23 protein-coding genes are annotated in these 26,176 nt (G+C 76.7%); 17 read left to right on the top strand and 6 right to left on the bottom strand.

From position 1 onward, the window contains the following. Positions 1-322 precede the first annotated feature (322 nt). Positions 323-1,144, bottom strand: a complete 822-nt coding sequence (locus B8281_RS00330) for an HAD family phosphatase (protein ID WP_043659260.1) — start codon at positions 1,142-1,144, stop codon at positions 323-325. Positions 1,145-1,285: 141 nt separating this feature from the next. Between B8281_RS00330 and ssd the strand changes: the two genes are divergently transcribed. From ssd to B8281_RS00295, 8 genes are all read left to right on the top strand, one after another. Further along, entirely contained in the window at positions 1,286-2,002 is a 717-nt protein-coding gene (gene ssd, locus B8281_RS19020; protein ID WP_137279703.1) for a septum site-determining protein Ssd, read from the top strand. Positions 2,003-2,142: 140 nt separating this feature from the next. Further along, a complete protein-coding gene (locus tag B8281_RS00325) occupies positions 2,143-3,417 on the top strand; it encodes a TadA family conjugal transfer-associated ATPase (RefSeq protein ID WP_232322823.1) in 1,275 nt (424 codons plus the stop codon). Between the two features lie 67 nt (positions 3,418-3,484). Next, positions 3,485-4,135 (top strand): hypothetical protein, encoded by a 651-nt coding sequence (locus B8281_RS00320; RefSeq protein ID WP_043660460.1) that lies wholly within the window; start codon positions 3,485-3,487, stop codon positions 4,133-4,135. Between the two features lie 43 nt (positions 4,136-4,178). Further along, a complete protein-coding gene (locus B8281_RS00315; RefSeq protein ID WP_085386547.1) occupies positions 4,179-4,778 on the top strand; it encodes a type II secretion system F family protein in 600 nt (199 codons plus the stop codon). An 87-nt stretch (positions 4,779-4,865) separates the two neighbouring features. After that, on the top strand, positions 4,866-5,669 hold the full coding sequence (locus B8281_RS00310) for an aminoglycoside 3'-phosphotransferase (RefSeq protein ID WP_085386546.1): 804 nt from the start codon (positions 4,866-4,868) through the stop codon (positions 5,667-5,669). A 356-nt stretch (positions 5,670-6,025) separates the two neighbouring features. Next, positions 6,026-6,232, top strand: a complete 207-nt coding sequence (locus tag B8281_RS00305) for a DUF4244 domain-containing protein (RefSeq protein ID WP_043655695.1) — start codon at positions 6,026-6,028, stop codon at positions 6,230-6,232. Between the two features lie 4 nt (positions 6,233-6,236). Then, complete coding sequence (locus tag B8281_RS00300; RefSeq protein WP_043655698.1) at positions 6,237-6,626, top strand: TadE family type IV pilus minor pilin; 390 nt, start codon at positions 6,237-6,239, stop codon at positions 6,624-6,626. A gap of 143 nt (positions 6,627-6,769) precedes the next feature. Continuing rightward, positions 6,770-7,138: an Rv3654c family TadE-like protein gene (locus B8281_RS00295; protein ID WP_157446504.1), complete on the top strand. Its 369-nt coding sequence runs from the start codon at positions 6,770-6,772 to the stop codon at positions 7,136-7,138. Positions 7,139-7,275: 137 nt separating this feature from the next. On the opposite strand, the gene B8281_RS00290 is transcribed toward B8281_RS00295, so the two are convergent. Further along, positions 7,276-9,858, bottom strand: a complete 2,583-nt coding sequence (locus B8281_RS00290) for a DEAD/DEAH box helicase (RefSeq protein WP_232322626.1) — start codon at positions 9,856-9,858, stop codon at positions 7,276-7,278. A gap of 103 nt (positions 9,859-9,961) precedes the next feature. On the opposite strand from B8281_RS00290, the gene B8281_RS00285 reads away from it, so the two are divergent. Beyond that, the gene (locus B8281_RS00285) at positions 9,962-10,609 is read left to right on the top strand and encodes a hypothetical protein (RefSeq protein WP_085386544.1); all 648 of its coding nucleotides are present in this window, start codon (positions 9,962-9,964) and stop codon (positions 10,607-10,609) included. Between the two features lie 99 nt (positions 10,610-10,708). On the opposite strand, the gene B8281_RS00280 is transcribed toward B8281_RS00285, so the two are convergent. After that, entirely contained in the window at positions 10,709-12,100 is a 1,392-nt protein-coding gene (locus tag B8281_RS00280) for a M18 family aminopeptidase (protein ID WP_369824919.1), read from the bottom strand. A gap of 69 nt (positions 12,101-12,169) precedes the next feature. On the opposite strand from B8281_RS00280, the gene B8281_RS00275 reads away from it, so the two are divergent. Together B8281_RS00275 and B8281_RS00270 are read left to right on the top strand one after the other, a co-directional pair. Further along, the gene (locus B8281_RS00275; RefSeq protein WP_085386542.1) at positions 12,170-12,949 is read left to right on the top strand and encodes an alpha/beta fold hydrolase; all 780 of its coding nucleotides are present in this window, start codon (positions 12,170-12,172) and stop codon (positions 12,947-12,949) included. A 142-nt stretch (positions 12,950-13,091) separates the two neighbouring features. Further along, a complete protein-coding gene (locus tag B8281_RS00270; RefSeq protein ID WP_043655710.1) occupies positions 13,092-15,407 on the top strand; it encodes a sodium-translocating pyrophosphatase in 2,316 nt (771 codons plus the stop codon). 66 nt (positions 15,408-15,473) lie between these two features. Here B8281_RS00270 and B8281_RS00265 read toward each other — a convergent pair whose 3' ends face one another. Both B8281_RS00265 and B8281_RS00260 read right to left on the bottom strand, forming a co-directional pair. After that, a complete protein-coding gene (locus B8281_RS00265; RefSeq protein ID WP_232322625.1) occupies positions 15,474-17,771 on the bottom strand; it encodes a glycoside hydrolase family 3 N-terminal domain-containing protein in 2,298 nt (765 codons plus the stop codon). A gap of 121 nt (positions 17,772-17,892) precedes the next feature. Beyond that, a complete protein-coding gene (locus B8281_RS00260; RefSeq protein ID WP_051028229.1) occupies positions 17,893-18,528 on the bottom strand; it encodes a TetR/AcrR family transcriptional regulator in 636 nt (211 codons plus the stop codon). A gap of 95 nt (positions 18,529-18,623) precedes the next feature. On the opposite strand from B8281_RS00260, the gene B8281_RS00255 reads away from it, so the two are divergent. From B8281_RS00255 to B8281_RS00230, 6 genes are all read left to right on the top strand, one after another. Beyond that, positions 18,624-19,334 (top strand): DUF981 family protein, encoded by a 711-nt coding sequence (locus B8281_RS00255; RefSeq protein WP_021482095.1) that lies wholly within the window; start codon positions 18,624-18,626, stop codon positions 19,332-19,334. An 83-nt stretch (positions 19,335-19,417) separates the two neighbouring features. Next, entirely contained in the window at positions 19,418-20,029 is a 612-nt protein-coding gene (locus B8281_RS00250) for a hypothetical protein (protein ID WP_144721555.1), read from the top strand. A 108-nt stretch (positions 20,030-20,137) separates the two neighbouring features. After that, positions 20,138-20,668, top strand: a complete 531-nt coding sequence (locus B8281_RS00245) for a hypothetical protein (RefSeq protein WP_144721557.1) — start codon at positions 20,138-20,140, stop codon at positions 20,666-20,668. Between the two features lie 110 nt (positions 20,669-20,778). Next, complete coding sequence (locus B8281_RS00240; protein ID WP_085386539.1) at positions 20,779-22,467, top strand: methyltransferase; 1,689 nt, start codon at positions 20,779-20,781, stop codon at positions 22,465-22,467. A gap of 42 nt (positions 22,468-22,509) precedes the next feature. Beyond that, positions 22,510-23,481, top strand: a complete 972-nt coding sequence (locus tag B8281_RS00235) for a LysR family transcriptional regulator (protein WP_061266591.1) — start codon at positions 22,510-22,512, stop codon at positions 23,479-23,481. Positions 23,482-23,599: 118 nt separating this feature from the next. Then, on the top strand, positions 23,600-25,096 hold the full coding sequence (locus B8281_RS00230) for a S1 family peptidase (protein WP_043658345.1): 1,497 nt from the start codon (positions 23,600-23,602) through the stop codon (positions 25,094-25,096). Positions 25,097-25,180: 84 nt separating this feature from the next. Here the strand turns inward: B8281_RS00230 and B8281_RS00225 are convergent, their stop codons facing one another. After that, positions 25,181-25,879, bottom strand: coding sequence for a vitamin K epoxide reductase family protein (locus B8281_RS00225; RefSeq protein ID WP_232322624.1), 699 nt, complete (start codon positions 25,877-25,879; stop codon positions 25,181-25,183). Between the last annotated feature and the right edge of the window lie 297 nt (positions 25,880-26,176).

Raw genomic sequence — 26,176 nt, 5'->3', positions numbered from 1 at the left:
TCGCCAGCGGCGGCGGTGAACAGGCGCGCTCGCTCCAAGTCGCTGCAACGGGTCGGGGCCGTCGTGGCCTGGTCCGCCCCGGTCAGCGCGTCCTTCGGTGGACTGCCCTGCGCGTGGGTACCGCCGCGGTGCTGTTGTCCCTCCATCACAGCCCGCCGGGGCGGCGGGCGCAAGCGCTCCGGGGGTTCTTCCACACTGTGTTCTACCGGGGTTCGAACACGCCGGTGCGGTTGGTCCGGGAGGTCCGGATCGGGCCCTTCGGCGGGCGTCCGCGGGGGCCGGACGCGCGGGTCAGCCGCGCGGGCGGCGACGCTGGAGAGGGTCAGCCGCGCGAGCGGCGGCGCCAGGCCCGCCACCCGAGCCACCCGACGACGCCGAGCCCGACGAGGCCCGCAGCGGCGAGCACCGGCGTCGGCGCGGCGAGCTGCGAGCGCAGGGCGACGGGCCGCGAGAACGTCAGCGCGCCCCACCCGTGCTCGGCGGCGAGACGACGCAGCGTCCGGTCGGGGTTGACGACGAACGCGTGGCCGACGGCGCTCAGCATCGGCGCGTCGGTCACCGAGTCCGAGTACGCGTAGCTCGCCGCGAGGTCGTAGCCCTCGCGCTCCGCGAGCTCGCGCAGGGCCACGGCCTTGTTCTCGCCGTACGCGTAGAAGTCGATCGCGCCGGTGTAGCGCCCGCCCTCGACGGCCATCCGGGACGAGATGGCGTGGTCGGCGCCGAGCACCGCGGCGATGGGCTCCACCACCTCGCTGCCCGAGGCGGAGACGATGACGACGTCGTGCCCGTGCTCGTGGTGCGACTCGATGAGCTCGACCGCCTCCGCGTACACGACCGGGTCGATGTGCTCGTGGAGCGTCTCCTCGACGATGCGGGAGACGGTCGCGACGTCCCAGCCGGTCACGAGGTTCGACAGGTGCGCGCGCATGCGCTCCGTCTGGTCCGCGTCGGCCCCGCCCACCATGAACAGGAAGTGCGCGTACGCGCTGCGCAGCACGTCGCCGCGGTTGATGAGCCCGCCCGCGAAGAACGGCCGCGAGAACGCCGCGGCCGACGACGTCGCGATGATCGTCTTGTCCAGGTCGAAGAACGCGGCGACCCGGCCGGCGCGCGGCGGGTCCGTCGGGTCCGGGAGCGGGGTCACGGTCGCGAGCCTAGCGGCGGAACGTGGCCGTCCCCAGGAGCGCTCGCCGACCGGCCCGTCCCCAGGGCGGGTGACGGGCCGACGGCGGCCCGCGCCCAGGGGCCACGGTGGTCCCCGGTCGACGGAGGGCGGGGGAGCGCGATGGACGGAGCGGTCGTGGCGGTGGTCGGTGCGCGCGGCGGGGCGGGGGCGAGCGTCGTCGCCGCGTCGTTGGCCCGGGCGGTCGCGCGGCGGCGCGCGCCGACGTGCCTGGTCGACCTCTCCCTCCTGGGCGGGGGCCTCGACGTCCTGCTCGGCGTCGAGCAGGACCCGGGCGTGCGCTGGCCGGACCTCGCCGACGCGCGGGGCCGGATCGACGGCGACGACCTCCTCGCGCGCCTGCCCCGCTGGGGCACCGTGCCGGTCGTCAGCACCGAGCGCGGCGGGGGCCCGGATCAGGCGGCGCTCGCCGACGTCGTCGCCGCGCTCGCCGAGGCCACGGCGGCGAGGTCCGGGGTGCTCGTGCTCGACGCCGACCGCGCGGCCCTCGGGGCGGGCGCGGCCGGGGCGTCGCTGCTCGAGGCCTGCGACGAGGTGCTCCTCGTGACCCCGCTCGACGTCGCCGGGGTCGCGGGCGCCGCCGCGGTGCGCGACCGTCTGCCGGGCCGGGCCGCCCTCGTCGTGCGCGGCCCAGCGCCCGGTCGGCTCTCGCCGCCCGAGGTGGCCGCCGCCGTCGGGCTGGACGTCGCCGCCACCGCCGGGTGGGACCGCGCGCTCGCCGGGGCGGTCGAGCGGGGGCACGGGCCGTGCGTCGGGCGCGGGCCGGTCGTCCGGGCCGGTCGCGAGCTCGCCGCGCGCTACCTCGGGCCCGCCCGGTGAGCGCGCGGGAGGCGCGTGCGCCGCGCGGCGGGCGTGGTCGGGACGGAGGTGTCGCGGACGGGGCGCAGCGCCGCGGGGAGGAGCCGCCGCGTGCCGAGCGCGGCCGCGTCGCCCTGCTCGACGGGGTCCGAGACCGCCTCGTGCGGTCGAGCGACGACCCGGGCGGCGCCACCGAGGTGCTCGGCGACGCGGCCGTCGCGGACGCGCTGCGGGCGTCGGGCCGGGTGCTCGGCACGACCGCGCTGCGCGAGCTGACCCGGACGGCCCACGCGGAGATCTTCGGGGCCGGGCCGCTCCAGCGGTACCTCGACGAGCCCGGCGTGACGGACGTGCTCGTCAACGGGCCCGACGACGTGTGGGTCGACCGCGGCGCCGGCCTCGAACGGGTCGAGGTCGCGCTCGGCGGCCCCGAGGCGGTGCGGGCGCTCGCGGTGCGCCTCGCCGCGGCGGGCGGGCAGCGGCTCGACGACGCGTCACGCGTCGTCGACGCCCGCCTCCCGGACGGGACGCGCCTGCACGCCGTCGTCGCGCCCGTGTGCGCGACGGGGGCGGTCGTCTCGCTGCGCGTCCTGCGGACCCGGACGTTCCGGCTCGACGACCTCGTCGCGGGCGGCACCGTCCCGCACGCGTGGGAGCCGGTGCTGCGCGGCCTCGTCGCGCGGCGCGCGAACGTCCTCGTCTCCGGCGGCACCGGCACCGGCAAGACGACGCTCCTCGCCGCCCTCCTCGCGCTCGTCCCGCCCGACGAGCGGGTCGTCTGCGTCGAGGAGGCGCGCGAGCTCGACCCGGACCACCCCCACGTCGTCCCGCTCACCGCGAGGCGGCCCAACGTCGAAGGCGCGGGCGGCGTGGACCTCGCCGACCTCGTGCGCGCCGCGCTGCGCATGCGGCCCGACCGCATCGTGCTGGGCGAGTGCCGCGGGCCGGAGGTCCGCGAGGTGCTCATGGCGCTCAACACGGGCCACGACGGCGGCCTCGCGACGATCCACGCCAACGACGTCGAGGTGGTCCCCGCCCGGCTGGAGGCGCTCGCGGCGCTCGCGGGGATGGACCGGGCCGCCGTCGCCGCGCAGGCCGCGGGCGGGCTCGACGTCGTACTGCACCTGCGCCGCGTCCGCACGGCGGGCACGACCCGGCGCGTCCTCGCGCAGCTCGGCGTCGTGCGGCAGGACGAGCGCGGCGCCCTGCGCGTGGACGTCGCGGGGTCGTGGGACGGGACCGTCGTGCCGCCGGGCGGTGGGTCACCGGGCGGTGGGTCACCGGGCGGTGGCTCGCTGGGCGGCGGGTCGACGGCAGGCGGGCCGCCGGGCGCCGGGTCGCCGCGCGGCGGTTCGACGGGAGACGGGTCGCCGGGCGCGGCGGGGCCGGTCGCGGGACCGGCGTGGGACGAGCTCGTGGGGCGGTGGTCCGCATGACGCGACGACGTGCCGGGAGCCTCCGCGCCGGTGCGGCCCGGACGGTGCGCGGCGGGGGAGCGCGCGCATGACGGTCCTCGTGGGTCTGCTCGTCGGTACCGCGGTCTGGTGCGCCACGGCCCGGGGCGGTCGGTCGGCGCGCCAGGTCGTCGGTCGGTCGGCGTCGCGCGGCGTGCGGTGGTCCGTCCTGCGCCGCCCGGCCCGACCCCAGGCGGTGCCCGAGCTCGTGCGCGTCGTCGTGACGCAGGTCGGCGCGCTCCTGCGGTCCGGAGCCGCGCCGGGCGTCGCGTGGGGTCGTGCGGTCGGGGTCCGGGTCGACGGCGGGGGCGTCCCGCGGGTCGCGGACCTCGCGCCGCACGTCGGCGGCCCGGCGACGGCGCGTGCCCTCGTCGCGGCGTGCCGGCTGGCCGCGGAGCTCGGTGCGCCGCTGGCGACCGTGCTCGACGAGGTTGCCGTGTCCGTGGCCGCGGACGCCGAGGCGCGGGCCGAGCGGGAGGCGGCGCTCGCCGGACCGCGCGCGACCGCCCGCGTGCTGCTCTGGCTCCCGGTCGTCGGGGTGCTGCTCGGCTACGTGCTGGGCGCCGACCCGCTCGGCACGGCGACCGACGGCGGCCTCGGGACGGCAGGCGTGCTCCTCGGGGTCCTGCTGCTCGTCGCGGGCCGCACGTGGTCAGCTCGGCTCGTCGAGCGGGCGCGCACCGCAGGGGACGACCGGTGACCGCGCGGCGCGCGGCGCGGCCCGCCCGAGAAGGAGAGCACCGATGACCCTCGTCCTCGTGGCGCTCTGCGTCCTGGCGGGCGCGGCGCCGTGGTGGTCCGCGCGCACGGAGGCCGGACGGCGCGCCGTCGCCGTCGGGCGGGCAGCGCCCGCGCCGGACGATCCCGCCGGCAACCCGAGTGGCCGACGGCGCCGGGGCGACGACCGCGAACCCGGCATCGAGACCGGGGTGCTCCTCGAGCTCCTCGCGGCCGCCGTCGGGTCGGGGGCGGCGATCCCGCGAGCGCTCGACGTCGTCGGGTCGTGCGTCGGTGGCCGCGACGGTGCGGGGCTGCGCGCCGCCGGCGCGGCGCTCCTCCTCGGGGCGTCGTGGGACGGGGCCTGGGCGGGTGCACCGCCGCGGCTCGGGGTCGTGCAGCGCGCGCTGCGGCCCGCGTGGCTGCACGGCGCCGCTCCGGCGTCGTCGCTGCGGGCGGCGGCCGGGGCGTCGCGCCAGGACCGGACCGGGGCGGCCAAGGCTGCCGCGGCACGGCTCGCCGTGCACCTCGTGCTCCCTCTCGGTGCGTGCTTCCTGCCCGCGTTCGTGCTCGTCGGGCTGCTGCCCGTCCTCGTCTCCCTCGGGGCGGGTCTGCTCTCCGGATAGGCGTCGGAGGTCCGGAGGCAGAGGCGGGCGTCGGTGTGATTATCGGGGCCGGGGCCGAGGTCGGTGTCGGGTCGCTACGGTGGCCGCATGGACCCGTCCCCTGTCTCCCGTGTGCCCGCTGCGCTCCGGGACGACGCCTGGCGGGACGTCGGGAGCGGCGAGTCCTCGGCCCGCGTGCTCGTCAGCGCGGACGGCGCACGGCACGCCAAGGTCGTGGGCCCGGACCAGGCGGCCGACCTGGCGGACGAGCGGGACCGCGCGCTCTGGGCGGCTGAGCGCGGGATCGTCGTCCCCGAGGTGCTGGTGTGGGAGGACACGGGGGAGCAGGCCGTCCTCGTGACGCGCACGGTGCCGGGCGTGCCCGCCGACACGGTCCGCCCCGACCAGGTCGACCGCGCCTGGACGAGCGTCCTCGCGGCGGCGCGGACCCTCCACGACCTCGCCGTGGCCGACTGCCCGTTCGACCGGAGCCTCGACGCCATGGTCGCCCTCGCCCGCGACGTGGTCGACGGCGGCCGCGTGCACCCGGAGTTCCTGCGGCCGGAGCAGGAGTCCCGTGACCCCGCGGACCTCCTCGCGGAGCTCATCGCCGAGCTGCCGTGGCGGCGGGAGCAGCAGGCGACGGACCTCGTGGTCTGCCACGGCGACCTGTGCCTGCCCAACGTCCTGCTCGACCCCGGGACGCTGGAGCTCCGCGGGTTCGTCGACGTCGGGCGGCTCGGGGTCGCCGACAGGCACGCCGACCTCTCCCTCCTCCTGGCGAACGCCCAGGACACCTGGCCGGAGCACGCGCGTGCCCTGGAGGAGTCGCTCGCGCCGCGCTACGGGTCCCCGGTCGACCCGGGCAGGCTCCGCTTCCACCTCGAGCTCGACCCGCTCACCTGGGGCTGACCGCGCCCCGGTTGGGTGGGGCTGGTCTCGCGACCCGTCGACGGGGGTGCTGCTCGCGCGACCTGTCGACGGGGTGCCGATCATGCGACGGGGTGCCGGTGGCTCGACCTGTTGACCGGGTGCTGTTCGTGCGACGGAGTGCTAGTGGCTCGACCCGTCGACCGGGTGCTGATCGCGCGACGGAGTGCTGGTGGCTCGACCCGTCGACGCGAGCGGAGCGCGCACTGCCGTGCACAGGTCGTCGTCTTGAGGGCCCCGTCCACCGACGCCCCGCGGTGGGGTGCGGCAGGGGTGCAGGTCCCGGCAGGGTCTCCCCGACCGCCCGCACGACGCGGGCCACACGAGGGGAGCCGGAGATGACACGACAGCCGCGACGCGCGTTCGCGCGCCTGACGGGGACGAGCACGGGGCAGGACGGCGAGGCGGGTCTCGCGACGGCGGAGTACGCCATCGCGACGGTCGCGGCGGCGGGCTTCGCCGGGCTGCTCATCGTCGTGCTGAAGAGCGGCGAGGTGCGCGAGATGCTGCTCGGCATCGTGCGCAGCGCGCTCTCGCTGGGCTGAGCCCGTGCGACGGGACGCCGGGGCGGAGAGCCGCCGGCCGAGGGGTCGGGTCCGTGAGGGCGGCGAGCGCGGTGCGGTCACGGCCGAGCTCGCGGTCGCCCTGCCGGCGGTCGTCCTGGTGCTCGTCGTGGTCCTCACCCTCGCCGCGGCGGCGGGCGCCCAGATGCGCTCCGCCGACGCGGCGAGGGCCGCCGCCCGGGCGGTGGCCATCGGTGAGGACGACGCGACGGTGCGCGCGACCGCGCTCCGGGTCGCCGGAGCCGGCGCGACGGTCGGCGTGCTGCGCGGCGACCCGTGGGTCGAGGTGCGCGTCACGACGCCCGTCGTGGGCGGGTGGCTCGCCGGGTCGCCGTTGCGAGCGAGCGGCGCGGCCGTCGCGTGGGCGGAGCCGTGACCGCGGCGCGGCCTCCGCGGGGACGGCGCACCGAGACCGAGACCGGGTCCGGGACCAGGTCTGGCGCCGAGACTCGGGCCGGAAGCGGGATCGAGACCGCGATCGGGACCGAGACCGACGGCCGGCCAGGTGCGAGGCCGGGGGTGGCCGTCCACCTCGACGTCGAGCACGGAGCAGGCACGGTGCTCGTGCTCGGGGTCGTCGCGGCGGTCCTCGTGCTGGCGCTCGCGCTCGCCGGGCTCGCGCAGGCGCAGGCGGCGCGTGGCACCGCGCAGACCGGAGCCGACCTCGCGGCGCTCGCGGCGGCGACGGCAGTCCGCGACGGGTGGGAACCCTGCGGCCGGGCGCGCGAGACCGCGGCGCGCAACCGGGTCGTGGTGGTCGCGTGCACGGAGCAGGGCGCGGGCGTCGTCCGGGTGGACGTCGAGTCGAGAGCCGGCGTGACGTTCCTCGGCGTCACGCTCGGCCGCGCGACCGCCGCCGCCCGCGCCGGCCCGGCGAGCGCGCGATGAGCGGCCGCCACCGGCAGGGGCAGCGGTCCGTCGCGCGGCGCGAGCGTTGTGACCGGCGGGCGCGATCCTTCGTGGGGCGGGTGCCGTCAGCGACCGGACGGTACTCGTCCTCGACCCTGTGGACGTGCCGTGCCCTGTCACGGGAGACCTGCGGTCCGCCCCGCGGCATCGGCCTCGGCCTCGGCATCGGCCTCGGCCTCGGCATCGGCCTCGGTCGCGGCGGCCGGGGCGTGCGCCAGCACGGCGTCGAGCAGCCGGACGGCGGCGGCCTTCTCGAGCGGGGCGTTGTACGACCCGCACTTGGGCGACTGCACGCACGCCGGGCAGCCGTCGTGGCACGGGCAGCGGGCGATGGCGTCGCGCGTCGCGCGCAGCCAGGTCGCGCCGAGCTCGAACCCGCGCTCGGCGAAGCCGGCCCCGCCGGGGTAGGCGTCGTGGACGAACACGGTGGCTTCGCCGGTGTCGGCGTGCAGCGCGGTGGACACCCCACCGAGGTCCCAACGGTCGCACGTCGCGAGGAGGGGGAGCAGGCCGATCGACGCGTGCTCGGCGGCGTGCAGCGCGCCGGGCAGCTCGTCGGCGTCGACGCCCGCCTCCTCGATCACGGAGGCGGGGACGGTCCACCAGACGGCCATCGTCGGCAGCGTGCGCTCGGGAAGGTCGAGGGTCTCCGTGCCGAGGACCTGCATGTCGAGGAGGCGGCGGCGCTGGAAGCTCACCACCTGGGAGCACACGTTGACCGGGCCGTAGCCCCAGCCGACCGGACCCCAGCTGCGCTCGACGACCTCGCGGCCCGTCGCGACGTCCCCGTCCGTGGGCTCGTCGACGATCGTGATGGACGTGGTCGACCGGGACCAGGTGCCGTGGTCGACGTCCTGCCGTCGCACGAGCGCGACGTGGTCCGCGAGGTCGAGGTGCTCGACGACGTAGGTGCGGCCCTGGTGGACGTACACCGCGCCGTCGTGCACCGAGCCGTCCGCGGAGGCGGCGTCGACGGTCCCGAGCAGCCGACCGGTGCGCGCCTCGGCGACCCGGACGGGCGCGCCGCCGGAGCCGCGCAGGTCGGTCATGCCCGACGCGGGCTGCGCGTGCGTCCAGTACCAGCCGGAGGCCCGGCGCCGCAGGGCGCCGCGCGCGACGAGCACGTCGAGGAGGCCGCGCACGACGTCGGGCGTGCCGAACGCGGCGAGGTCCTCGGACCGCAGGGGCACCTCCGCCGCCGCGGCGCACAGGTGCGGCGCGAGGACGTAGGGGTTCGCGGGGTCGAACACGGTCGCCTCGAGCGGTACGTCGAACACCGCCTCGGGGTGGTGCACGAGGAACGTGTCGAGCGGGTCCTCGCGTGCCACGAACGCGACGAGGCCGTCGGCGCCCGCCCTCCCGGCGCGGCCCGCCTGCTGCCACACCGACATGCGGGTGCCGGGCCAGCCGGCGATGAGGACGGCGTCGAGCCCCGAGATGTCGACGCCCAGCTCGAGCGCGTTGGTCGTCGCGAGGCCGAGCACGTCGCCGGTGCGCACCGCGTCCTCGAGCTCGCGCCGCTCCTCGGGCAGGTAGCCGCCGCGGTAGGCGGCGACGCGGCGCACGAGCCGGGGGTCGACGACGCGCACGCTGTCCTGCGTCTGGACCGCGACGGACTCCGCGCCGCGGCGCGAGCGCGTGAACGCGAGCGTGCGGGCGCCCGCGATGACGAGGTCGGCGAGCAGGTCGGCCGTCTCGGCGGTGGCGCTGCGGCGGGGGTGCTCCGGCCCCTCGGCGGGCGTCGCGACCGCCGGGTCGTCGTCGTGGCCCTCGGCGGGACCGTCGTCCGCGGACGCCTCGAAGCCCACCACGACGGGCGGCTCCCACAGGGCGAACGTCTTGCGCCCCGCGGGGGAGGTGTCGCGCGCGACGGTCACGACGTCGTCGGGCTCGACCCCGACGAGCCGCGCCGCGCTCGTCGCCGGGTCGGCGGTCGTCGCCGACGCGACGACGAACGTCGGAGGCGGGTCGCCCTCGCGCGCGTAGTGCGCCGCGAGCCGGCGCAGGCGCCGCAGGACGAGGGAGACGTGCGCGCCGAACACCCCCCGGTAGGCGTGCCCCTCGTCCACGACGACGTACCGCAGGTCCCGCAGCAGCCGCGTCCAGCCGCGGTGGTGCGGCAGGAGCGCGAAGTGCAGGAAGTCCGGGTTGGTGAGCACGACGTCGGCGTGCTCGCGAACCCACCGGCGCTCGTCCTGCCCGGTGTCGCCGTCGCACGTCGCGACCCGCACGTCGCGTGTCCCGGCGGCGTCGAGGAGGCGCTGGAGACCGGAGAGCTGGTCGGCTGCGAGCGCCTTCGTGGGCGAGAGGTAGAGCACGGCGCCGCGCCGTGCGACCGACTCGATGCGGCCGGGGTCGAGCGCGCGCGCCGCGGCGTCGGCGCGCACGGCCGTGAGCGCCGGGAGCCAGAACGCGAGTGACTTGCCCGAGCCGGTGGAGGTCGCGAGCGCGACGTGCCGGCCCGACCACGCGGCGTCGGCCGCCTCGACCTGGTGCTCCCAGGGGCGCTCCACCCCGAGCGCGCGGTACCCGGCGACGAGCGACGCGTCGGCCCACGCGGGCCACTCGCCCTGGGTGCCGGGGCGCGCGGGCAGCTCGCGCACGTGCCGCAGCCGCTCGTCGCGCCGACCGCCCGCGCGCAGCACGTCGAGCAGCGTCGCGCTCGTCGGTCGCGGGGAGGTGGTGGGGGCGTGCAGCACGTCTCCGAGTGTCCCACCTCGGGCCCACGCTTCGGCCGAGAGGCGCCGTGCTCGGGACCTCCGGCCCTCGCGCGGGGCGGGGCGCACGGCCGACGATCGACGCATGGCAGCGTGGCGTGGGGTCCGGGTCCTGACGACGACGGCGCTCGCCGCCGGGGCGCTCCTGCTCACCCGGCGCATGACCCAGACGTGGGGCACGTGGGAGGGCGAGCACGAGTGCGTGCTCCCGGGCGACGACCTCGTCCCCGACGCGCGCGCCGTCGTCGCGACGCGGGCCGTGACGGTCGACGCGCCGCCGGCCGACGTCTGGCCGTGGCTCGTCCAGCTCGGCCAGGGCCGCGGCGGCTTCTACTCCTACGACGCGCTCGAGAACCTCGCCGGCCTGGGCATCCGCAGCGCGGACGCGATCGAGGAGCGCTGGCAGGGCCTCGCGGTGGGCGACGACGTCCACCTGGCCGACGAGGCCGTCCTGCGGGTGGCCGCGCTCGAGCCGGGCTCGCACCTCGTGCTGCTCGGCGCGCCGGGGCCCGGGCAGCCGGACACGATGCCGTTCCGGTTCTCGTGGGCGTTCGTCGTGCGTCCGCTGCCGCCGGGGGCGGACGGCACCCCGCGGTCGCGCCTGCTCGTCCGCGAGCGGTACGTGCCGCTGGGCGCCGCGGGCCGCGTGGTCGTCGAGGCGGTGCAGCCGGTGAGCTTCCTCATGACGCAGAAGATGCTGCGCGGCGTCCGCGCCCGCGCCGAGCGCCCCTGACTGGTCCCGACCAGGCGATCGCGGTTGCCCGACCAGGCGGTCGTGGTTCGTCCCGCGCCCAGGACGGACCCGAACCGCCTGCTCGGCCGGTGGGGTGGGTCAGCCACGGAAGATCTTGAGCAGCGCGCGCGAGAGGTACCACGGGTCCACGACGGCGGTGAGCTCGCGCGCGGAGTGCATCGAGAGGATGGGGCTGCCCACGTCGACCGTGCGGATGCCGAGGCGGGTCGCAGTGAGCGGCCCGATGGTCGAGCCGCACGGCACGGTGTTCTTCGAGACGAACTCCTGGCTCGGCACCCCGGCCCGGGCGCAGGCGCGCGCCCACGCCGCGGCGCCGTGCGCGTCGGTCGTGTAGCGCTGGTTCGCGTTGATCTTGAGGATCGGTCCGCCGCCGGCGAGCGGCCGGTTCGCGGGGTCGTGCCGCTCCGGATAGTTGGGGTGCACCGAGTGGCCGACGTCGCTCGACACGCACAGCGACCCCGCGAGCTGACGGTGCCGCTCCTCCTCCGTCGCGCCGAGGCCGGCCGCGACCCGGGCGAGCACGTCCGCGAGGAACGGGCCGGACGCGCCGGAGCGCGACTCGGACCCGATCTCCTCGTGGTCGAACGCGGCGAGCACGGGGATCGCGGCGCCCTCGACGGGCCGGTCGGGCGTGCCCGCGACCTCGAGCAGCGCGACGAGACCGGCGTGCACCGACAGCAGGTTGTCGAGGCGCCCGGACGCGAGGAACGCGCCGTGCGCACCGAACACGCGGGGCGACTGGGTGTCGGCGACCACGACGTCGTACCCGGCGATCTCGCTCGCCCGCACGCTCGCGTGGTGCGCGAGCTCGGCGAGCACGTCCCCGCCGCTCGTCCCGTGCGGCGCGCCCGCGACGTCGGACCCGGCCGGTCCGGACGCCGACGCGAGCCCCCACACGGGCTGCGTGTGCTGCTGCTTGTCGAGCGCGAGCCCGTCGTTCGCGGCGCGGTCGAGGTGGATCGCGAGCTGCGGGATGCGCAGCAGGGGGCCCGTGCGCACGAGGTGCTCCTCGCCGTCGGCCGTGACGAGGCGACCGGCGAGCTCGAGCTCGCGGTCGAGCCACGAGTTGAGCAGCGGGCCGCCGTAGATCTCCACGCCCGCCTGCCACCAGCCCTCGCGGCCGACGCTCGGGCGCGGCTTGAGCTTGAAGCCGGGCGAGTCGGTGTGGGCGCCGAGGATCGCGAACGGCGTGGTCGCCGTCGCACCCGCGGGCACGGCCCAGGCGATCACCGCGCCGTCGCGCACGACGACGTACCGCCCGCCCGCGGGCCCGTCGCCCTCGGTCACCGACGGCCACGCCGCGGTCTCGTCCAGGCGCTCGAAGCCGACGGCCTCGAGCCGGCGCGCGACCTCGTGCGCCGCGTGGTACGACGACGGGGACGCCTCGACGAACGTCGCGAGGTCGTGCGCGTGGGCGAGGGCGCGGTCGTGGAGGGTCGGGTCGGTCACGGGGGTGCTGGGCGTCGACACAGGCTCCACCCTACGCACGCCCAGGAGCGCTCCGTAGGGTGGTCGCGCACCGCGAGAGAGGGAGTCCGCATGACCTGGGTCGTCCTGCCGGGCCTCGCGCTCACGCCCGAGGACTTCGCCCCGCTCGCACGTGCACTCGGCACCGCGTCCGGCACCGACGACGTCCGGGTCCTCGACGCGTGGCGCGTGCCCGTGACGGGACCGGTCGACGTGGTGCGGGAGGGTCTCGGCGTCGGCGGGTCGCGGCCCGTGGACCTCGTCGGGCACTCCGTCGGCGGGCTCACCGCGATCGAGTGGGCGCTGCGGCACCCGGACGAGGTCCGCCGGCTCGTGCTCCTCGACCCGACGAGCCCGTGGGAGGCCCATCTCCCGGCCCTGCACACGGGGCGGGTCACGGCCCGGGCCGGCACCGCGGCGGCGGGCGTGCTCGCGAGCGGCCTCGCCGTGACGGGCGCGACCCTGCGCCGCGTGGGCGTCCGGGTCGTCACGCGCGCCCCGGACCGCCTCCCGCACGACGTCGCGCGCGCCCGCTACGGCTCGCGCGAGGCGTGGACACTGCTCGCCCACCAGTGGTTCGCGAGCTGGGAGCAGGCGCCGCGGGTGCGCGACCTGCTCGACGACGGCCGCCGTCTGCCCGCGGGCGCCGAGCCGCTGCTCGTCACCGGCCTGCGGGCGAGCGCCCGGTTCCTGCGCGCGCAGCGCGAGCTGTCGGACCGGCTCGGGGTGCCGCGCGTCGGGCTCGCGGGGGAGGGCCACCTCTACCCGCTCACCCGGCCCGACGCCGTCGCGCGCCTCGCCACGGACCTCGCCCCGGACGCCGGCGGAGCGACCGCGCGACCGCCGGGCTGACAGGGCCCGGGGCGCCGTCACCGGGTGCGCTCGTGACGTCCTGCACGAGTGGTCGTGACGTACGACACACGTGCGTAGACTCACCCCCATCGCTCCGGCAGGGGACCGGCGCGACGGTCGCGCGGTTCGTCAAGGAGGACGGATGCTCACGCTCGGTACGGAAAGTCTCACCATCGTCGCGGTCATCGCGGCGATCGCCCTCGTGGCCCTCGCCTTCGCGGTCGTGCTGCGCAGACAGGTCCTCGCCGCGGACGAGGGCACGGCGAAGATGCAGGACATCGCCCAGGCGGTGCAGGAGGGCGCCGGCGCGTACCTGAGCCGCCAGTTCCGCACGCTCGCGCTGTTCGCGGCGATCGTCTTCGGCCTCCTGTTCCTGCTGCCGGGCGACGGCGGCATCCGCGTGGGGCGCTCGGTCGCGTTCCTCGTGGGCGCCGGGTTCTCGGCGGCGATCGGCTACCTCGGGATGTGGCTCGCGGTGCGCGCGAACGTGCGCGTCGCGTCGGCCGCGACCCGGCCGGGCGGGCGCTCGGAGGGCGCGCGCATCGCGTTCCGGACGGGCGGCGTCGTCGGCATGTCGGTCGTCGGCCTCGGCCTGCTCGGCGCCGCGGGCGTCGTGCTCGTCTACAAGGGCGACGCCCCGGCGGTGCTCGAGGGCTTCGGGTTCGGCGCGGCGCTGCTCGCGATGTTCATGCGCGTCGGCGGCGGCATCTTCACCAAGGCGGCGGACGTCGGCGCGGACCTCGTCGGCAAGGTCGAGCAGGGCATCCCCGAGGACGACCCGCGCAACGCCGCCACCATCGCGGACAACGTGGGCGACAACGTCGGCGACTGCGCGGGCATGGCGGCCGACCTGTTCGAGTCGTACGCGGTGACGCTCGTCGCGGCGCTCATCCTCGGCAAGGCGGCGATGGGCGAGGAGGGCCTCGTGTTCCCGCTCGTCGTGACGGCCCTGGGCGCGCTCGTCGCGGTGCTCGGCGTGTTCATCACGCGCGTGCGCGGCCAGGAGAACGGCCTCAAGGCCATCTACCGCGGGTTCTACCTCTCGGCGCTCATCGGCGCGGTGCTCGCCGCCGTCGCCGCGTTCGTCTACCTGCCGTCGTCGTTCGCCGCGCTCGACGGCACGGCCGACCTCGGCGACCTGTCCGGGATCGCGGCCGACCCGCGCGTCGTCGCGAGCCTCGCCGTCGTCATCGGGATCGTCCTCGCGGGCATCATCCTGTGGATCACGGGCTACTTCACCGGCACGACGTCGAAGCCCACCCTGCACGTGGCGGCCACCTCGCGCACGGGCGCGGCGACGGTCGTGCTGTCGGGCATCGGGGTCGGGTTCGAGTCGGCCGTGTACACGGCGGGCGTGATCGCCGCGGCGATCTGCGGTCTGTTCCTGCTCGCGGGCGGGTCGGTGTGGCTCGCGCTGTTCCTCGTCGCCCTCGCCGGGTGCGGGCTGCTGACGACGGTCGGCGTCATCGTCGCGATGGACACGTTCGGCCCCGTCTCGGACAACGCCCAGGGCATCTACGAGATGTCGGTCGGCGAGTCCGGCGACGGCGAGGCGGAGGCCGCGCAGATCCTCACGGACCTCGACGCGGTGGGCAACACGACGAAGGCGATCACCAAGGGCATCGCGATCACGACGGCCGTCCTCGCGGCGACGGCCCTGTTCGGGTCGTACGCCGACGCCGTGAGCCACGCGCTCGCGGACGTGCAGGGCGTCGGGAGCGGTCTCGTCACGGCGATGCTCGACTACCAGATCATCTCGCCGATCACGCTCGTGGGCGTGATCCTCGGCGCCGCGACCGTGTTCCTCTTCTCGGGCCTCGCGATCGACGCGGTGACGCGCGCGGCCGGGGCGATCGTGTTCGAGGTGCGCCGCCAGTTCCGCGAGCACCCCGGGATCATGACGTTCCAGGAGCGCCCCGAGTACGGCCGGGTCGTCGACATCTGCACGCGCGACTCGCTGCGCGAGCTCGCGACCCCCGGTCTGCTCGCCGCGTTCGCGCCCATCGCCGTCGGCTTCGGCCTGGGCGTCGGGCCGCTGGCCGGCTTCCTCGCGGGCGCGATCGGCGCGGGCGTGCTCATGGCCGTGTTCCTCGCCAACTCGGGCGGCGCGTGGGACAACGCGAAGAAGATCGTCGAGGACGGCGCGTACGGGGGCAAGGGCTCGGAGGCGCACGCCGCGACCGTCATCGGCGACACGGTCGGCGACCCGTTCAAGGACACCGCCGGCCCGGCGATCAACCCCCTCATCAAGGTGATGAACCTCGTGTCGGTGCTCATCGCGCCCGCGGTCGTGCTCATGAGCGTGCCCGAGGACGCGAACCACGTCCTGCGCATCGCGATCGCGGTCGTCGCGGCGGCCATCGCGTTCGGCGCGGTGATCATGTCGCGGCTGCGTGCGGCGCGCGTCGACCGCGAGGAGTCCGCCGTCGAGCGGGAGCGCGTCGCGACGGGCGCCTGACGCCCGGCCACCGCAGACGACGGAGGGCGCCCGGGGCGACCCGGGCGCCCTCCGTCGTGCGCGGGACTAGCCCGCGACGGTGAACGACGCGCGCAGGAGCGCGTCCTCGCGCGAGGACGGCCCGACGCGCAGCTCGAACTCGCCCGGCTCGACGACGCGGCGCCCATGCGCGTCGACGAGCGTGCAGTCCGCCACGGGCACCTCGAGGCCGACGGTCGCCGACTCGCCCGGCGCGAGGTCCACCTTGCGGTAGGCCTTGAGCTCCTTCTCGGCCCACGTCACCGACGTGACGGTGTCGCTCACGTAGACCTGGACGGTCTCGCGCACCGGGCGCGACCCGGTGTTCGTCAGCGTGATCTCGGCGCGCACGACGTCGTCGGGCCCGTGCTCCGTGCCGAGCACCCGCAGGCCGTCGTACTCGACGGTGGTGTAGCTCAGGCCCTCGCCGAACGCGAACGCGGGGCTCTGCGTGAGGTCGGCGTAGCGGACGCCGTGCTGGCCGCGCACCACGTTGTAGTAGGTCGGCTGCTGGCCCGCGTGGCGCGCGAACGAGATCGGGAGCCGGCCCTCGGGCTCGATCAGCCCGAGCACGAGCTCGGCGACGGCCTGGCCGCCGCGCATCCCGGGGTTGGCCGCCCAGACGACCGCCGCCGCCGCGTGCGCCGACGGCGGCAGGACGAGCGGCTTCGACGCGACGACGACCACGACCACGGGGGTCCCGGTGGCGACGAGGGCGTCGAGCAGCGCGACCTGGCCGCCGACGAGCTCGAGCGTCGCGGTCGAGCGGCCCTCGCCCACGAGCTCGATGCGGTCGCCCACCACGGCGACGGCGAGGTCGGCGTCGCGCGCGGCGGCGACGGCCTCGGCGATCAGCGCGTCGTCGGGCGCGGCCGGGACGACGACCTGCGGCCGCGGCTGCCCGTCGGGGAACAGCTCGCCCTCGGGGTCGGGCGCGAGCGTGAGGATGTCGGCACCGCGCGCGTGGGTCACGGCCCAGCGCTCCGGGGCGAGCGCGCGGAAGCCGTCGAGCACGGTCGTCGTCATCTCGCGCGGGTGGCCGTCGGGCAGCCAGTCGGCCTGCCCTGACGCGCCCGCCCAGTCGCCGAGCTGCGTGTGGTCGTCGTCCGCGTTCGGGCCGACGACGGCGATCGTCCGGGCGGGCGCCCCGGCCGGGGCGAGGGCCCGGCCGTCGGGCGTGCCGGCGTCGCGGTCGAGCCCGCCCGCGAACGGGAGGGCGCCGTCGTTGGCGAGGAGCACGAGGGAGCGGCGCGCGACCTCGAGGTTCACCGCGGCGTGCTCGGCCGACGCGATGACCGCCTGCTGGCGCGCGACGTCCGGCCGCCGCGGGTCCTCGAACAGGCCGAGGCGGAACTTGAGCGTGAGGATGCGCCGGACGGCGGCGTCGATCGCGGCCTCCTCGACGAGGCCGCGGTCCACCGCCTCGAGCGCGCCCTCGAAGAAGCGCGGCGTCGTCATGACCATGTCGTTGCCGGCGCGCACGGCCGCGGCGGACGCGTGCACGTAGTCGGGCTGGATGTGCTGCTCCCAGACCATGCGGCCCACGTTGTCCCAGTCGGTGACGAGCGTGCCGGTGTAGCCCCACTCGCCGCGCAGGACGTCGTCGAGCAGCCAGCCGTTCACGGTGACGGGCACGCCGTCCATGGACTGGTAGCCGAGCATGAACGTGGCGCAGCCCTCGCGCGCGACCCGCTCGAACGGGGGCAGGAACCAGGACCGGAGCTTGCGCTGCGAGATGTCGGCCTCGCTCGCGTCGCGCCCGCCCTGCGTCTCGGAGTAGCCCGCGAAGTGCTTCGCCGTGGCGAGGATGCCCGTCGGGTCGGACAGCCCGTCGCCCTGGTAGCCGCGGACCATCGCGGACGCGAGCTCGCCGATGAGGAACGGGTCCTCGCCGAACGTCTCGTCGACGCGGCCCCAGCGCAGGTCGCGCGCGATGCAGAGCACGGGGGAGAAGGTCCAGTGGACGCCGGTCGCGGCGACCTCGACCGCGGTCGCGCGCGCGACCTGCTCCACGAGCGCGGGGTCCCACGTCGCGGCCATGCCGAGCTGCGTGGGGAAGATCGTCGCGCCGACCCAGAACGAGTGGCCGTGGATGCAGTCCTCGGCGAGCAGCAGGGGGATGCGCAGCCGCGTCCGCCCGGTGAGCTCGTGCGCGGCGAGGACGTTCTCCGGCGAGGTGTGCAGCAGCGAGCCCGCGTGCTTCTCGAGCACCGCGGGGCCGACGCCGTCGCGCGCGTCGAGCTGGAGCATCTGGCCGACCTTCTCGGGCAGCGTCATGCGGGCGAGGAGGTCCTCGACGCGGTCGGCCACGGGCACGGCGGGGTCGAGGTAGGGCAGGGTGCTCACGGACGGTCCTTCCACGGCGGCGGCGACGGCGCCCGGCGGCGCCGCGGGTGCGGGCACGGCGTCGGCGGACCGGGCGCCGCCACCCTACCGGAAACCAAGTAACTGGTCAGTAAGTTTGGACTCAGCGCCAGTGGTCGAGGAAGCGGGCGACGGTCCGCGTCGCGTGGTCGAGCACGTGACCGTCCTCCGCGGCGGCACCCGAGAGCAGCGCCGCGTCCACGACGTGCGCGACGAGGTCGGTGTCCGTCACGTGCCCGTGGCCCGACGCGTCGAGCACCGTCCGCGCGGCCGCCAGCAGGCGCGGGCGCGACGCCCGCATGATCGGCCGCAGCGCCGGGTCCCGCATGGCCGTGAGCATGGGGTCGAGGCGCACGTCGACCACCGAGTCGTCCACGTGCGGGGCGTACAGCGTCTCGATGAGCTCGCGCGCCGTCGCGGTGCTCGAGCGGCGCCGGTGGGCGAGGGCGTCGGCGTGCTCCTGCGCGGCCGTCGCGCGCACGTCCTCCGCGGCCTCGACGGCGGCGGCGACGAGCGAGGCGCTCGTCGGGAAGTAGTACGACGCCGACCCCTGCGGCACGCCCGCGGCGCGGGCGACCTGCCGGTGGGTCACGGCGGCGAAGCCCTGGTCGATGAGCAGGTGCGCGGCGGCGTCGACCATCGCGCGCTGTCGCTCCGCGCTGCGCCCCTGCACCGTGGTGCGTGCGCCCCGCGCGCCGCTCGTCGCCGACCGGTCCCGGGCACCCGCAGCGTCGTCCACGCGGCCATCGTAGTGAGGAATAACCTATACGCTCGTATGGTTATCGCCCTCGGACCGCGAGCGCGGCCCGTGGAACGAACGAGGAGTGGAGAAGGATGGTCGCCGCCGAGGGGCTCGTCATCGACTGGGCACAGATGCCCACCTACAACACCGTGATGTCCGTCGCCGTCGGCGCCGGGCTGATCCTGCTGGTCATGCTCGGCCGCGAGCTCCTGCGGGCGCCCGGGAAGATCGTCGTGGAGGGCTGGTCGCTCGCGTTCGGCGTGCTGGGCACGATCCTCACGGCGACCGGGCTGCACATGACGCTCACGTGGCCGCTCGCCGCGGGCGGCTTCCCGTTCGACAACATCATCTTCGGCGAGACGAGCCTCGCGTTCGGCGTGCTGCTCCTCGCCGCCGCGTTCTACCTCTGGACCCGCGGCCGCGCCGCGCTCGAGCGGGCCGACGCCACCGAGCACCTGCAGGCCGTCGCGCGCCCCGTCTCGGTGTTCGTGCTCGGCATGGGCCTCGGCCTCGTCGCCATCGCGATCGCCGGCGTGACGTACCAGCTCTTCGCCGCGCCGCCGGAGGAGCCGATCTCCGGCGCGTTCGCCGCCTACCCGCTCGTCGAGGCGATCTTCATGTCCGGGCTCATCGCGCTCGTGGGCGTCGGCGCGATCCTCTTCCCGTTCGCGGTCCGCTCCGGGCGGCGCGTCGTGCGGGTCGTCATCGGGTGGGCCTGGGGCCTGTCCGGCGTCGCGTTCCTGCTGTTCGGCGCGATGAACTTCTTCACCCACATCGGTCTCATCGTCAACACGATGGGCTGACGCCGCGGCGACCCCGAGGACCCCGCCGGCCGGCAAGGCCCGCGGGGTTCTTCGCGCCCGCGGGAGGCGTCATCATAGGGGCCATGCAATCACCGGTGCGCGCCGTGGCCCACGCCGCGGTCCTCGCCGTCGTCGCCGGGCTGTGCCTCGCCGTCGTCGCGAGCGGGGCGTTCGACGTCGTGTCCCTCCCGGGCGCAGCGCCCGCCGCCGCACCGCCCCCGCCCGCCGCACCCGCGGCGTCGTCCCCGGGTGCCGGGAACGACGCGGACGACGGCGCGGCACCCGCCGACGGCACGGACCCCGAGACGTCGGACCCCGCCGCGCCCGACGACGGCACGGACCCGGGGGCGGGCGCCGTCGACCCGGCGTGCCGGGAGGCGGAGGTCGCGTGGGGCGCGGCGGCCAAGGCGCAGGTCAACCTCACGGTCGACCACCCCGAGGCGCTCGTCGAGGGGTTCACCACCGCCCGCGACACGCTCGCCGGGGCCACCCCGCCCGCGGCGGTCGCGCGCGACTGGGCCGTCGTCACGACCTACCTCACGATGATCGCGGACGAGGTCGAGGCCACCGGCACGCGGGACACGGGCGAGCTGTCGCGGGCGATCGACCGCGTGGGGCGCCGGATCGACACGGCGGCGCTCACGTCGTCGTCCCGGGCCGTCACCGATTACTTCCGGGCCGGCTGTGCGCGCTGACCGGCACCCGCCGGAACTTCACCCCGTGGCGATGGCCACATGGGGAGCGGTCCCCACTTCGAGGCTTTGAGGGCGCGCGACGCGCGTCCGTGGGAAACCATGGGCGTCATGCGCACCCGACTGACGATCACCAAGACCACGACCGCCCTCGCGACGAGCGCCCTCCTCGTGCTCGGCCTGGCCGCCTGCGGTGGCTCCGGCGACGACGCGAGCACCGACTCGGAGACCACGCCTGCGGAGGAGACCAGCACGTCGGCCGAGGAGGAGACCACCCCGTCCGAGGAGCCCACCGAGGAGGAGTCCGGCGACACCGAGGCGTCGGGCGACTTCTGCACCGCCTACGACGCCCTGCTCGACGCCCAGACGACCCTGAGCTCGATCGACACGAGCGACCCGGCCGCCGCCGTGACGCAGTTCGAGACGTTCACCGCGTCGCTCGAGGCCGCCGAGGCCCCGGCCGAGATCAGCACCGACTGGGACAACGTCACGGGCGTCTTCCGCCAGCTCACCGACACGCTCGAGACCGCGGTCGACGACCCGGCCAACGCCGACACCTCCTCGATCATGTCGCTCATGACGGACGAGACCTTCCAGACCTCGGCGCAGAACGTCGCGGTCTACGGCACGCAGAACTGCTGACGACGTCGTCCCCCACGGACCCCCGGCACGCCTCGGCGCGCCGGGGGTCCGTCGCGTCCGGGGCGGCGCGGGCCCTCGGCCGCCGCGCGCGGATCGGTGAGGATGGAGCCATGCCTCCCGCCTCCAGCACCCCGAGCCCGTCGTCGCGCACCGCCGCGGACGGGCCCGGCCCCGTCCCGCCCGGCGCGGGCTCCGCCCCCGCCGACCTCGCGGCCGCCGCGGCGACGCTGCGCGAGGACCTCGCGGCGGCGGACTTCACGGTCGACGGCGTCGAGCGCGTGCTCGGTCCCGTCGCGTCCGCCGCGCTGCACCGCGAGCAGGCCGTCCCGGCGCGGCGGGCGCTGCGCGACCGCGGTCGGGAGGGGGCCGACCCCACGGCCGCTCTCGCCGCCCTCTTCCTCCTCGGCGACGACGTGCCCCGGCGCGCCCTCGACGCGGCGCTCGGGCGCACGGGGGTCGACGGCGCACGGCGGCTGGGTCTCGTCGAGGCGGCGGGCGCGGGCGACGACGACGCGGTGCGCGCGCTCGTCGACCTGCGGCCGTACGCGGCGACCGACGCCGCGGGCCCCGTCACGTGGTGGCTGTCGTCGGACCTGGGCGAGCTCGCGACGGGCCGCCGGCTCGCCCCGGACCACGTGCTCGGCGCGGGCGGCGCGTCCCTGACGCTCGCCCAGGTGACGGTCCGGACGCCGGTCGGGCGCGTGCTGGACCTCGGGACGGGCTGCGGCATCCAGGCCCTGCACGCCGCGCGGCACGCGCGCGCGGTCGTCGGCACGGACATCTCGCGCCGGGCGCTCGGCTTCGCCGCGTTCAACGCGGCGCTCGACGCGGCGTTCGACGAGGCGTCGGGCCCCGCCGCCGGAGCCGCACCCCGCGGCCCGGCGACCGGGCGCGTCGAGCTGCGCGAGGGCTCGATGCTGGAGCCGGTCGCGGGCGAGCGCTTCGACCTCGTCGTGTCGAACCCGCCGTTCGTCATCACCCCGCGCGCCGCCGGTGGCGCGCTCCCGGACTACGAGTACCGCGACGGCGGCCGGTCGGGCGACGACCTCGTGCGCGACCTCGTGACCGGGGTCGGCGCCGTGCTCGAGCCCGGCGGCGTGGCCCAGCTCCTCGGCAACTGGGAGCACCGCCGCGGCGTGCCGTGGGACGAGCGCGTCGGCGCGTGGCTCGACGAGGCCGGCCTTGACGGCTGGGTGGTCCAGCGCGAGGTGCTCGACCCCGCGGAGTACGCCGAGACCTGGATCCGCGACGGCGGCACGACCCCCGAGCGCGAGCCCGCGGCGTGGGCGGCTGCGTACGGCGCGTGGCTCGACGACTTCGCCGCGCGCGACGTAGAGGCCGTCGGCTTCGGCATCGTCACGCTGCGCCGTCCGCTCGCGGGCGCCCGCCCGACGCTGCGGCGGCTCGAGGAGCACACCGGGTCGGTGCGCCAGCCGCTCGGCGCGCACCTCGCGGCGTCGCTCGCGGCGCACGACTGGCTCGCGGCGCGCGACGACGCGGCCCTCGCGGGCGAGCGGCTCGCCGTCGCGCCCGACGTCACGGAGGAGCGGTTCCACACGCCCGGCGCGCCCGACCCCACGGTCGTCCTGCTGCGCCAGGGCGACGGTCTGGGCCGCGCCGTGCGGGCGACGACGGGGCTCGCCGCGCTCGTCGGCGCGAGCGACGGCGAGCTGACGGTCGGGCAGCTCGTGGGGGCGATCGCCGCGCTGTTCGAGGTCGGCGCCGAGGACCTCGCGGGCGAGCTCCTGCCCGACGTGCGCGGGCTCGTGCGCGACGGCTTCCTCGCGCCCGTGGGCTGACGCGCGCGACACGCCCCGGCCGCACCGATACGTTGGGGCGGCATGGACCTCGAGGTGCGGCACCTGCGCATGATCGTGACGGTGGCCGAGACGGGCAGCGTGACCAAGGCGGCGGCGTCGCTGGGCCTCGCGCAGCCCGCCCTCACCGCCCAGCTCAACCGGATCGACCGCACGCTCGGCGGGTGCGTCTTCACGCGCGACCGGCAGGGCGCGCGCCCCACGGAGCTCGGCGAGCTCGTGCTGCGGCACGCGCGCGTCGTGCTGCCCGCCATGTCCGCGCTGGTCGACGACGCCCGGCGGCTCACGAGCGAGCACGGCACGGTCGGCCGCGTGCACGTGGGGACGGTGAGCTCCGCGATCGGCGGCCTGTTCGCGAGCCGGCTGCACACCGCGCTGCCCGGCGCGCTGGGGGTCGACGACCTGCTCGTCACGACGGCGACGTCGTGGTCCGTCGAGGAGACCGCGGACCGGCTCGCGAGCGGGACGCTCGACGTCGCGCTCGTCGGGATGTGCGGGGACGCGTCCCCGCCCGCGGCCGGGGGCCTGGTGTGGACGGCGGTGTCCACCGACCCGGTGTTCGTGCTCGTCGACGAGTACCACCCCGTCGCCGGGCGCGACGCCGTCGGGCTGGGCGAGCTCGCCGACGCGCTGTGGCTCACGGCCCCCGGGAGCGGGTGCTTCGAGCGCTGCTTCGTGGGGGCGTGCGCGCGGGCGGGCTTCACGCCGCGCGCGATGGGGGAGTCGGACCGCACGTCGTGCATCGACCAGGTGCGCGGCGGGCACGCCGTCGCGCTCGTCCAGCCCGTGCTCCTCGACGCCCCCGGCGTGCGGACCGTCGCGCTCGAGGGCGCCCCGCTGCGCTGGACGCACCACGTGGGGTGGCGGCGCGACGCCGTCGACCGCCTCCCGGTCGACGCGGTCCTGCGGGCCGCGACGGGCGCGCACCGCGACGCCGTGCAGCGCTCGCCCCGCTACCGGCGGTGGCGCGCCGAGCACCCGGTGGAGACCGCGTAGGGGCGAGCCCGCACATAGCGCCCGCGTATGACCTGATCGTGATCTGGGCGCGCCCTGGACGCGTCCCTAGCGTGGCCCTCGACCGGGCCACCCGGGCCCGGCGAAGGGAATGGACGACATGACACGACCACTCCGCAGGAGGCTCGCCGCGGTCACCGCCGCGGCGACGCTCCTGGCGGGCGGGGCCGCGACGCACGCCGTCGCCGCCACGCCCGCACCCGACGACCAGCGCGCGACGGTGCGCGCGGTCCCCAAGACGGCCCCCGGCCTGGAGCGCGCGCTGGAGCGCGACCTGGGCCTCAGCGCGCGGGACGCACGGACGCGCCTCGCCTTCCAGTCCGACGCGGCGGGCACCGAGGCCGCGCTCGAGCGGCGCCTCGGCGCCGACTACGCGGGCGCGTGGGTCGACGACGCCGCGAACGTCCTCTACGTCGGCGTCACCGATGCCGCCGACGCGCGCACGGTGCGCGCCGAGGGCGCCACCGCGGTCGACGTGGACCACACGCTCGCCGACCTCGAGACCTGGCGCGCGACGCTCGACGGCGCGCTCGCCGACGACCCGGCGGCGCTGCCGGGCTGGTACGTCGACGTCACGCGCAACCGCGTCGTCGTCTCGGTGCGCGAGGGCGGCCAGGCCGACGTCGCCGCCCAGGTCGCCGCCGCGGGCGTGCCCGCCGACGCGGTCGCGTACGAGGAGACGACGGAGTCCCCGCGGCCGCTGATCGACGTCGTGGGCGGCAACGCGTACACGATCGGCGGCGGCAGCCGGTGCTCCGTCGGGTTCGCGGTCCAGGGCGGGTTCGTCACCGCCGGGCACTGCGGCTCGACCGGCGCGCGCACGTCCGGGCCGGCGGGCACGTTCCGCGGGTCGAGCTTCCCGGGCAACGACTACGCGTGGGTCCAGGTCGACGCGGGCAACACGCCCGTCGGCGCGGTGAACAACTACGCCGGGGGCCGCGTCGCGGTCGCGGGCGCGACGCAGGCGCCGGTCGGAGCCTCCGTCTGCCGCTCGGGCTCGACCACCGGCTGGCACTGCGGCACCGTCCAGGCGTACAACGCGTCCGTCACCTACCCGCAGGGGACCGTCACCGGCCTCATCCGCACGACGGTGTGCGCCGAGCCCGGCGACTCCGGCGGCTCGCTCCTCGCGGGCAACCAGGCGCAGGGCGTCACGTCCGGCGGGTCCGGGAACTGCAGCTCCGGCGGGACGACGTACTTCCAGCCGGTGGGCGAGATCCTCTCGGCGTACGGCCTGACGCTCCTCACGAGCGACGGCGGGGGCGGCACGCCGCAGCCGCCGACGGGCTGCAGCGGCTACGCCCGCACGTACACCGGGTCGCTCGCCGCGGGCACGACGGCCGTCCAGCCCAACGGGTCGTACTACACGGCGGGGGCCGCCGGGACGCACCGCGCGTGCGTGAGCGGTCCGAGCGGCGCCGACTTCGACCTCTACCTCCAGCGCTGGAACGGGTCGACGTGGGCGACGGTCGCGCAGTCGACCTCCCCGGGCGCGAACGAGTCCGTCTCCTACTCGGGGGCCGCGGGCTACTACCGGTTCGTCGTCCAGGCGTACTCCGGCTCGGGCGCCTACACGCTGGGGGCGACGACGCCCTGACCCGCCCGCCGCGCGCCGAGCACGAGGTTGCCGTCGTTCCCGTCCGCTTCCCGGGAGCAGCCTCGTGCTCGGCCGCGTGGGCCGTCAGGCCAGCAGCGCCGGGCCGTACTTGAGCAGCACGAGGGCGGCGAGGCCCACGAGCCACGCCGCGACGAGGTAGCCGTACGCCCCCGACCGCACGAACCCGAGCAGGCGCGCCTGGGCGCCGCGCGGCAGGTAGAGGTTGTCCTCCAGGACGTTCCAGTGCAGGAGCGACGCGAACACGAGCGTCGTGGAGACCGTGATGAGCAGGCACCACGGGCACAGCGCCCCGATGACGAACATCGACTGGTAGAAGAGCCAGTACGCGAACACGACCCCGAGCAGGTACACGCACTGCGCGGCGAAGAGGAACCACCGGGGGAAGCGGGTCCCGCCGAGCGCCGCGACCGCCGTCGTGATGACGATCGGCTCCGCGACGAGCCCGAGGAACGCGTTGGGGAAGCCGAACACCTGCGCCTGCCACGACTGCGCGACCGTCCCGCACGACAGCACGGTGTTGACGTCGCACGACAGCACCGCGCCGGGGTCCCCGGCGAGGAGGACGGCGTCGTACGACAGCACGAACGCCGCCGTGAGGCTGAGCAGCCCGAACAGCAGCATCTCGCCGAACAGCACGCCGCGGGAGTGGGTCCAGCCGGTGGGCCGGGCGAAGGGGTCGAAGCCCGCGTCCGGCGTGGGGCCCGACGCCGTCGGGCCGGGCGAGCGGGCGTCGTCCGCGAGCGCGGTGGTCGTTCCGGTCACGGGCGGTCCTCGGGTCCGCGGGGCCCCGCCGGAGAGGTCCGGCGGGCGGGGCAGAAGGTGGCGCCGGCCGGCAGGGTGGGCGCGCTGCCGGCCCGGCGCCGCACCCAGCGTACGAACGTGCGCGGCGGGGCCGACAGGGACCATGGTCCCGGATCCGGGGCGCTTTTCGGGCGGTCCCGGGCCGACCGGTCGGACGCCCACCGAGCCCGGCGGGAGGGCGGCCTCGCGGTGGGTCGTGGGGGCGGTGCGGGCGGTCCGCCCTAAGATCTGGGGGCGCCCCCTCGCGTGGCGCGCCCT

This window comes from Cellulosimicrobium sp. TH-20, assembly GCF_002105775.1.
Lineage (GTDB): Bacteria > Actinomycetota > Actinomycetes > Actinomycetales > Cellulomonadaceae > Cellulosimicrobium > Cellulosimicrobium funkei.
The sequence above is the reverse complement of the archived record's forward strand: the minus strand, read 5'-3'. Positions and strand labels throughout refer to the sequence as shown.

Coding starts and splice junctions, on each gene's coding strand:
- ssd (WP_137279703.1), top strand. CDS start 1,286: ATGGACGGAGCGGTCGTGGCGGTGGTCGGTGCGCGCGGCGGGGCGGGG.
- B8281_RS00320 (WP_043660460.1), top strand. CDS start 3,485: ATGACGGTCCTCGTGGGTCTGCTCGTCGGTACCGCGGTCTGGTGCGCC.
- B8281_RS00315 (WP_085386547.1), top strand. CDS start 4,179: ATGACCCTCGTCCTCGTGGCGCTCTGCGTCCTGGCGGGCGCGGCGCCG.
- B8281_RS00310 (WP_085386546.1), top strand. CDS start 4,866: ATGGACCCGTCCCCTGTCTCCCGTGTGCCCGCTGCGCTCCGGGACGAC.
- B8281_RS00305 (WP_043655695.1), top strand. CDS start 6,026: ATGACACGACAGCCGCGACGCGCGTTCGCGCGCCTGACGGGGACGAGC.
- B8281_RS00285 (WP_085386544.1), top strand. CDS start 9,962: ATGGCAGCGTGGCGTGGGGTCCGGGTCCTGACGACGACGGCGCTCGCC.
- B8281_RS00275 (WP_085386542.1), top strand. CDS start 12,170: ATGACCTGGGTCGTCCTGCCGGGCCTCGCGCTCACGCCCGAGGACTTC.
- B8281_RS00270 (WP_043655710.1), top strand. CDS start 13,092: ATGCTCACGCTCGGTACGGAAAGTCTCACCATCGTCGCGGTCATCGCG.
- B8281_RS00255 (WP_021482095.1), top strand. CDS start 18,624: ATGGTCGCCGCCGAGGGGCTCGTCATCGACTGGGCACAGATGCCCACC.
- B8281_RS00250 (WP_144721555.1), top strand. CDS start 19,418: ATGCAATCACCGGTGCGCGCCGTGGCCCACGCCGCGGTCCTCGCCGTC.
- B8281_RS00245 (WP_144721557.1), top strand. CDS start 20,138: ATGCGCACCCGACTGACGATCACCAAGACCACGACCGCCCTCGCGACG.
- B8281_RS00240 (WP_085386539.1), top strand. CDS start 20,779: ATGCCTCCCGCCTCCAGCACCCCGAGCCCGTCGTCGCGCACCGCCGCG.
- B8281_RS00235 (WP_061266591.1), top strand. CDS start 22,510: ATGGACCTCGAGGTGCGGCACCTGCGCATGATCGTGACGGTGGCCGAG.
- B8281_RS00230 (WP_043658345.1), top strand. CDS start 23,600: ATGACACGACCACTCCGCAGGAGGCTCGCCGCGGTCACCGCCGCGGCG.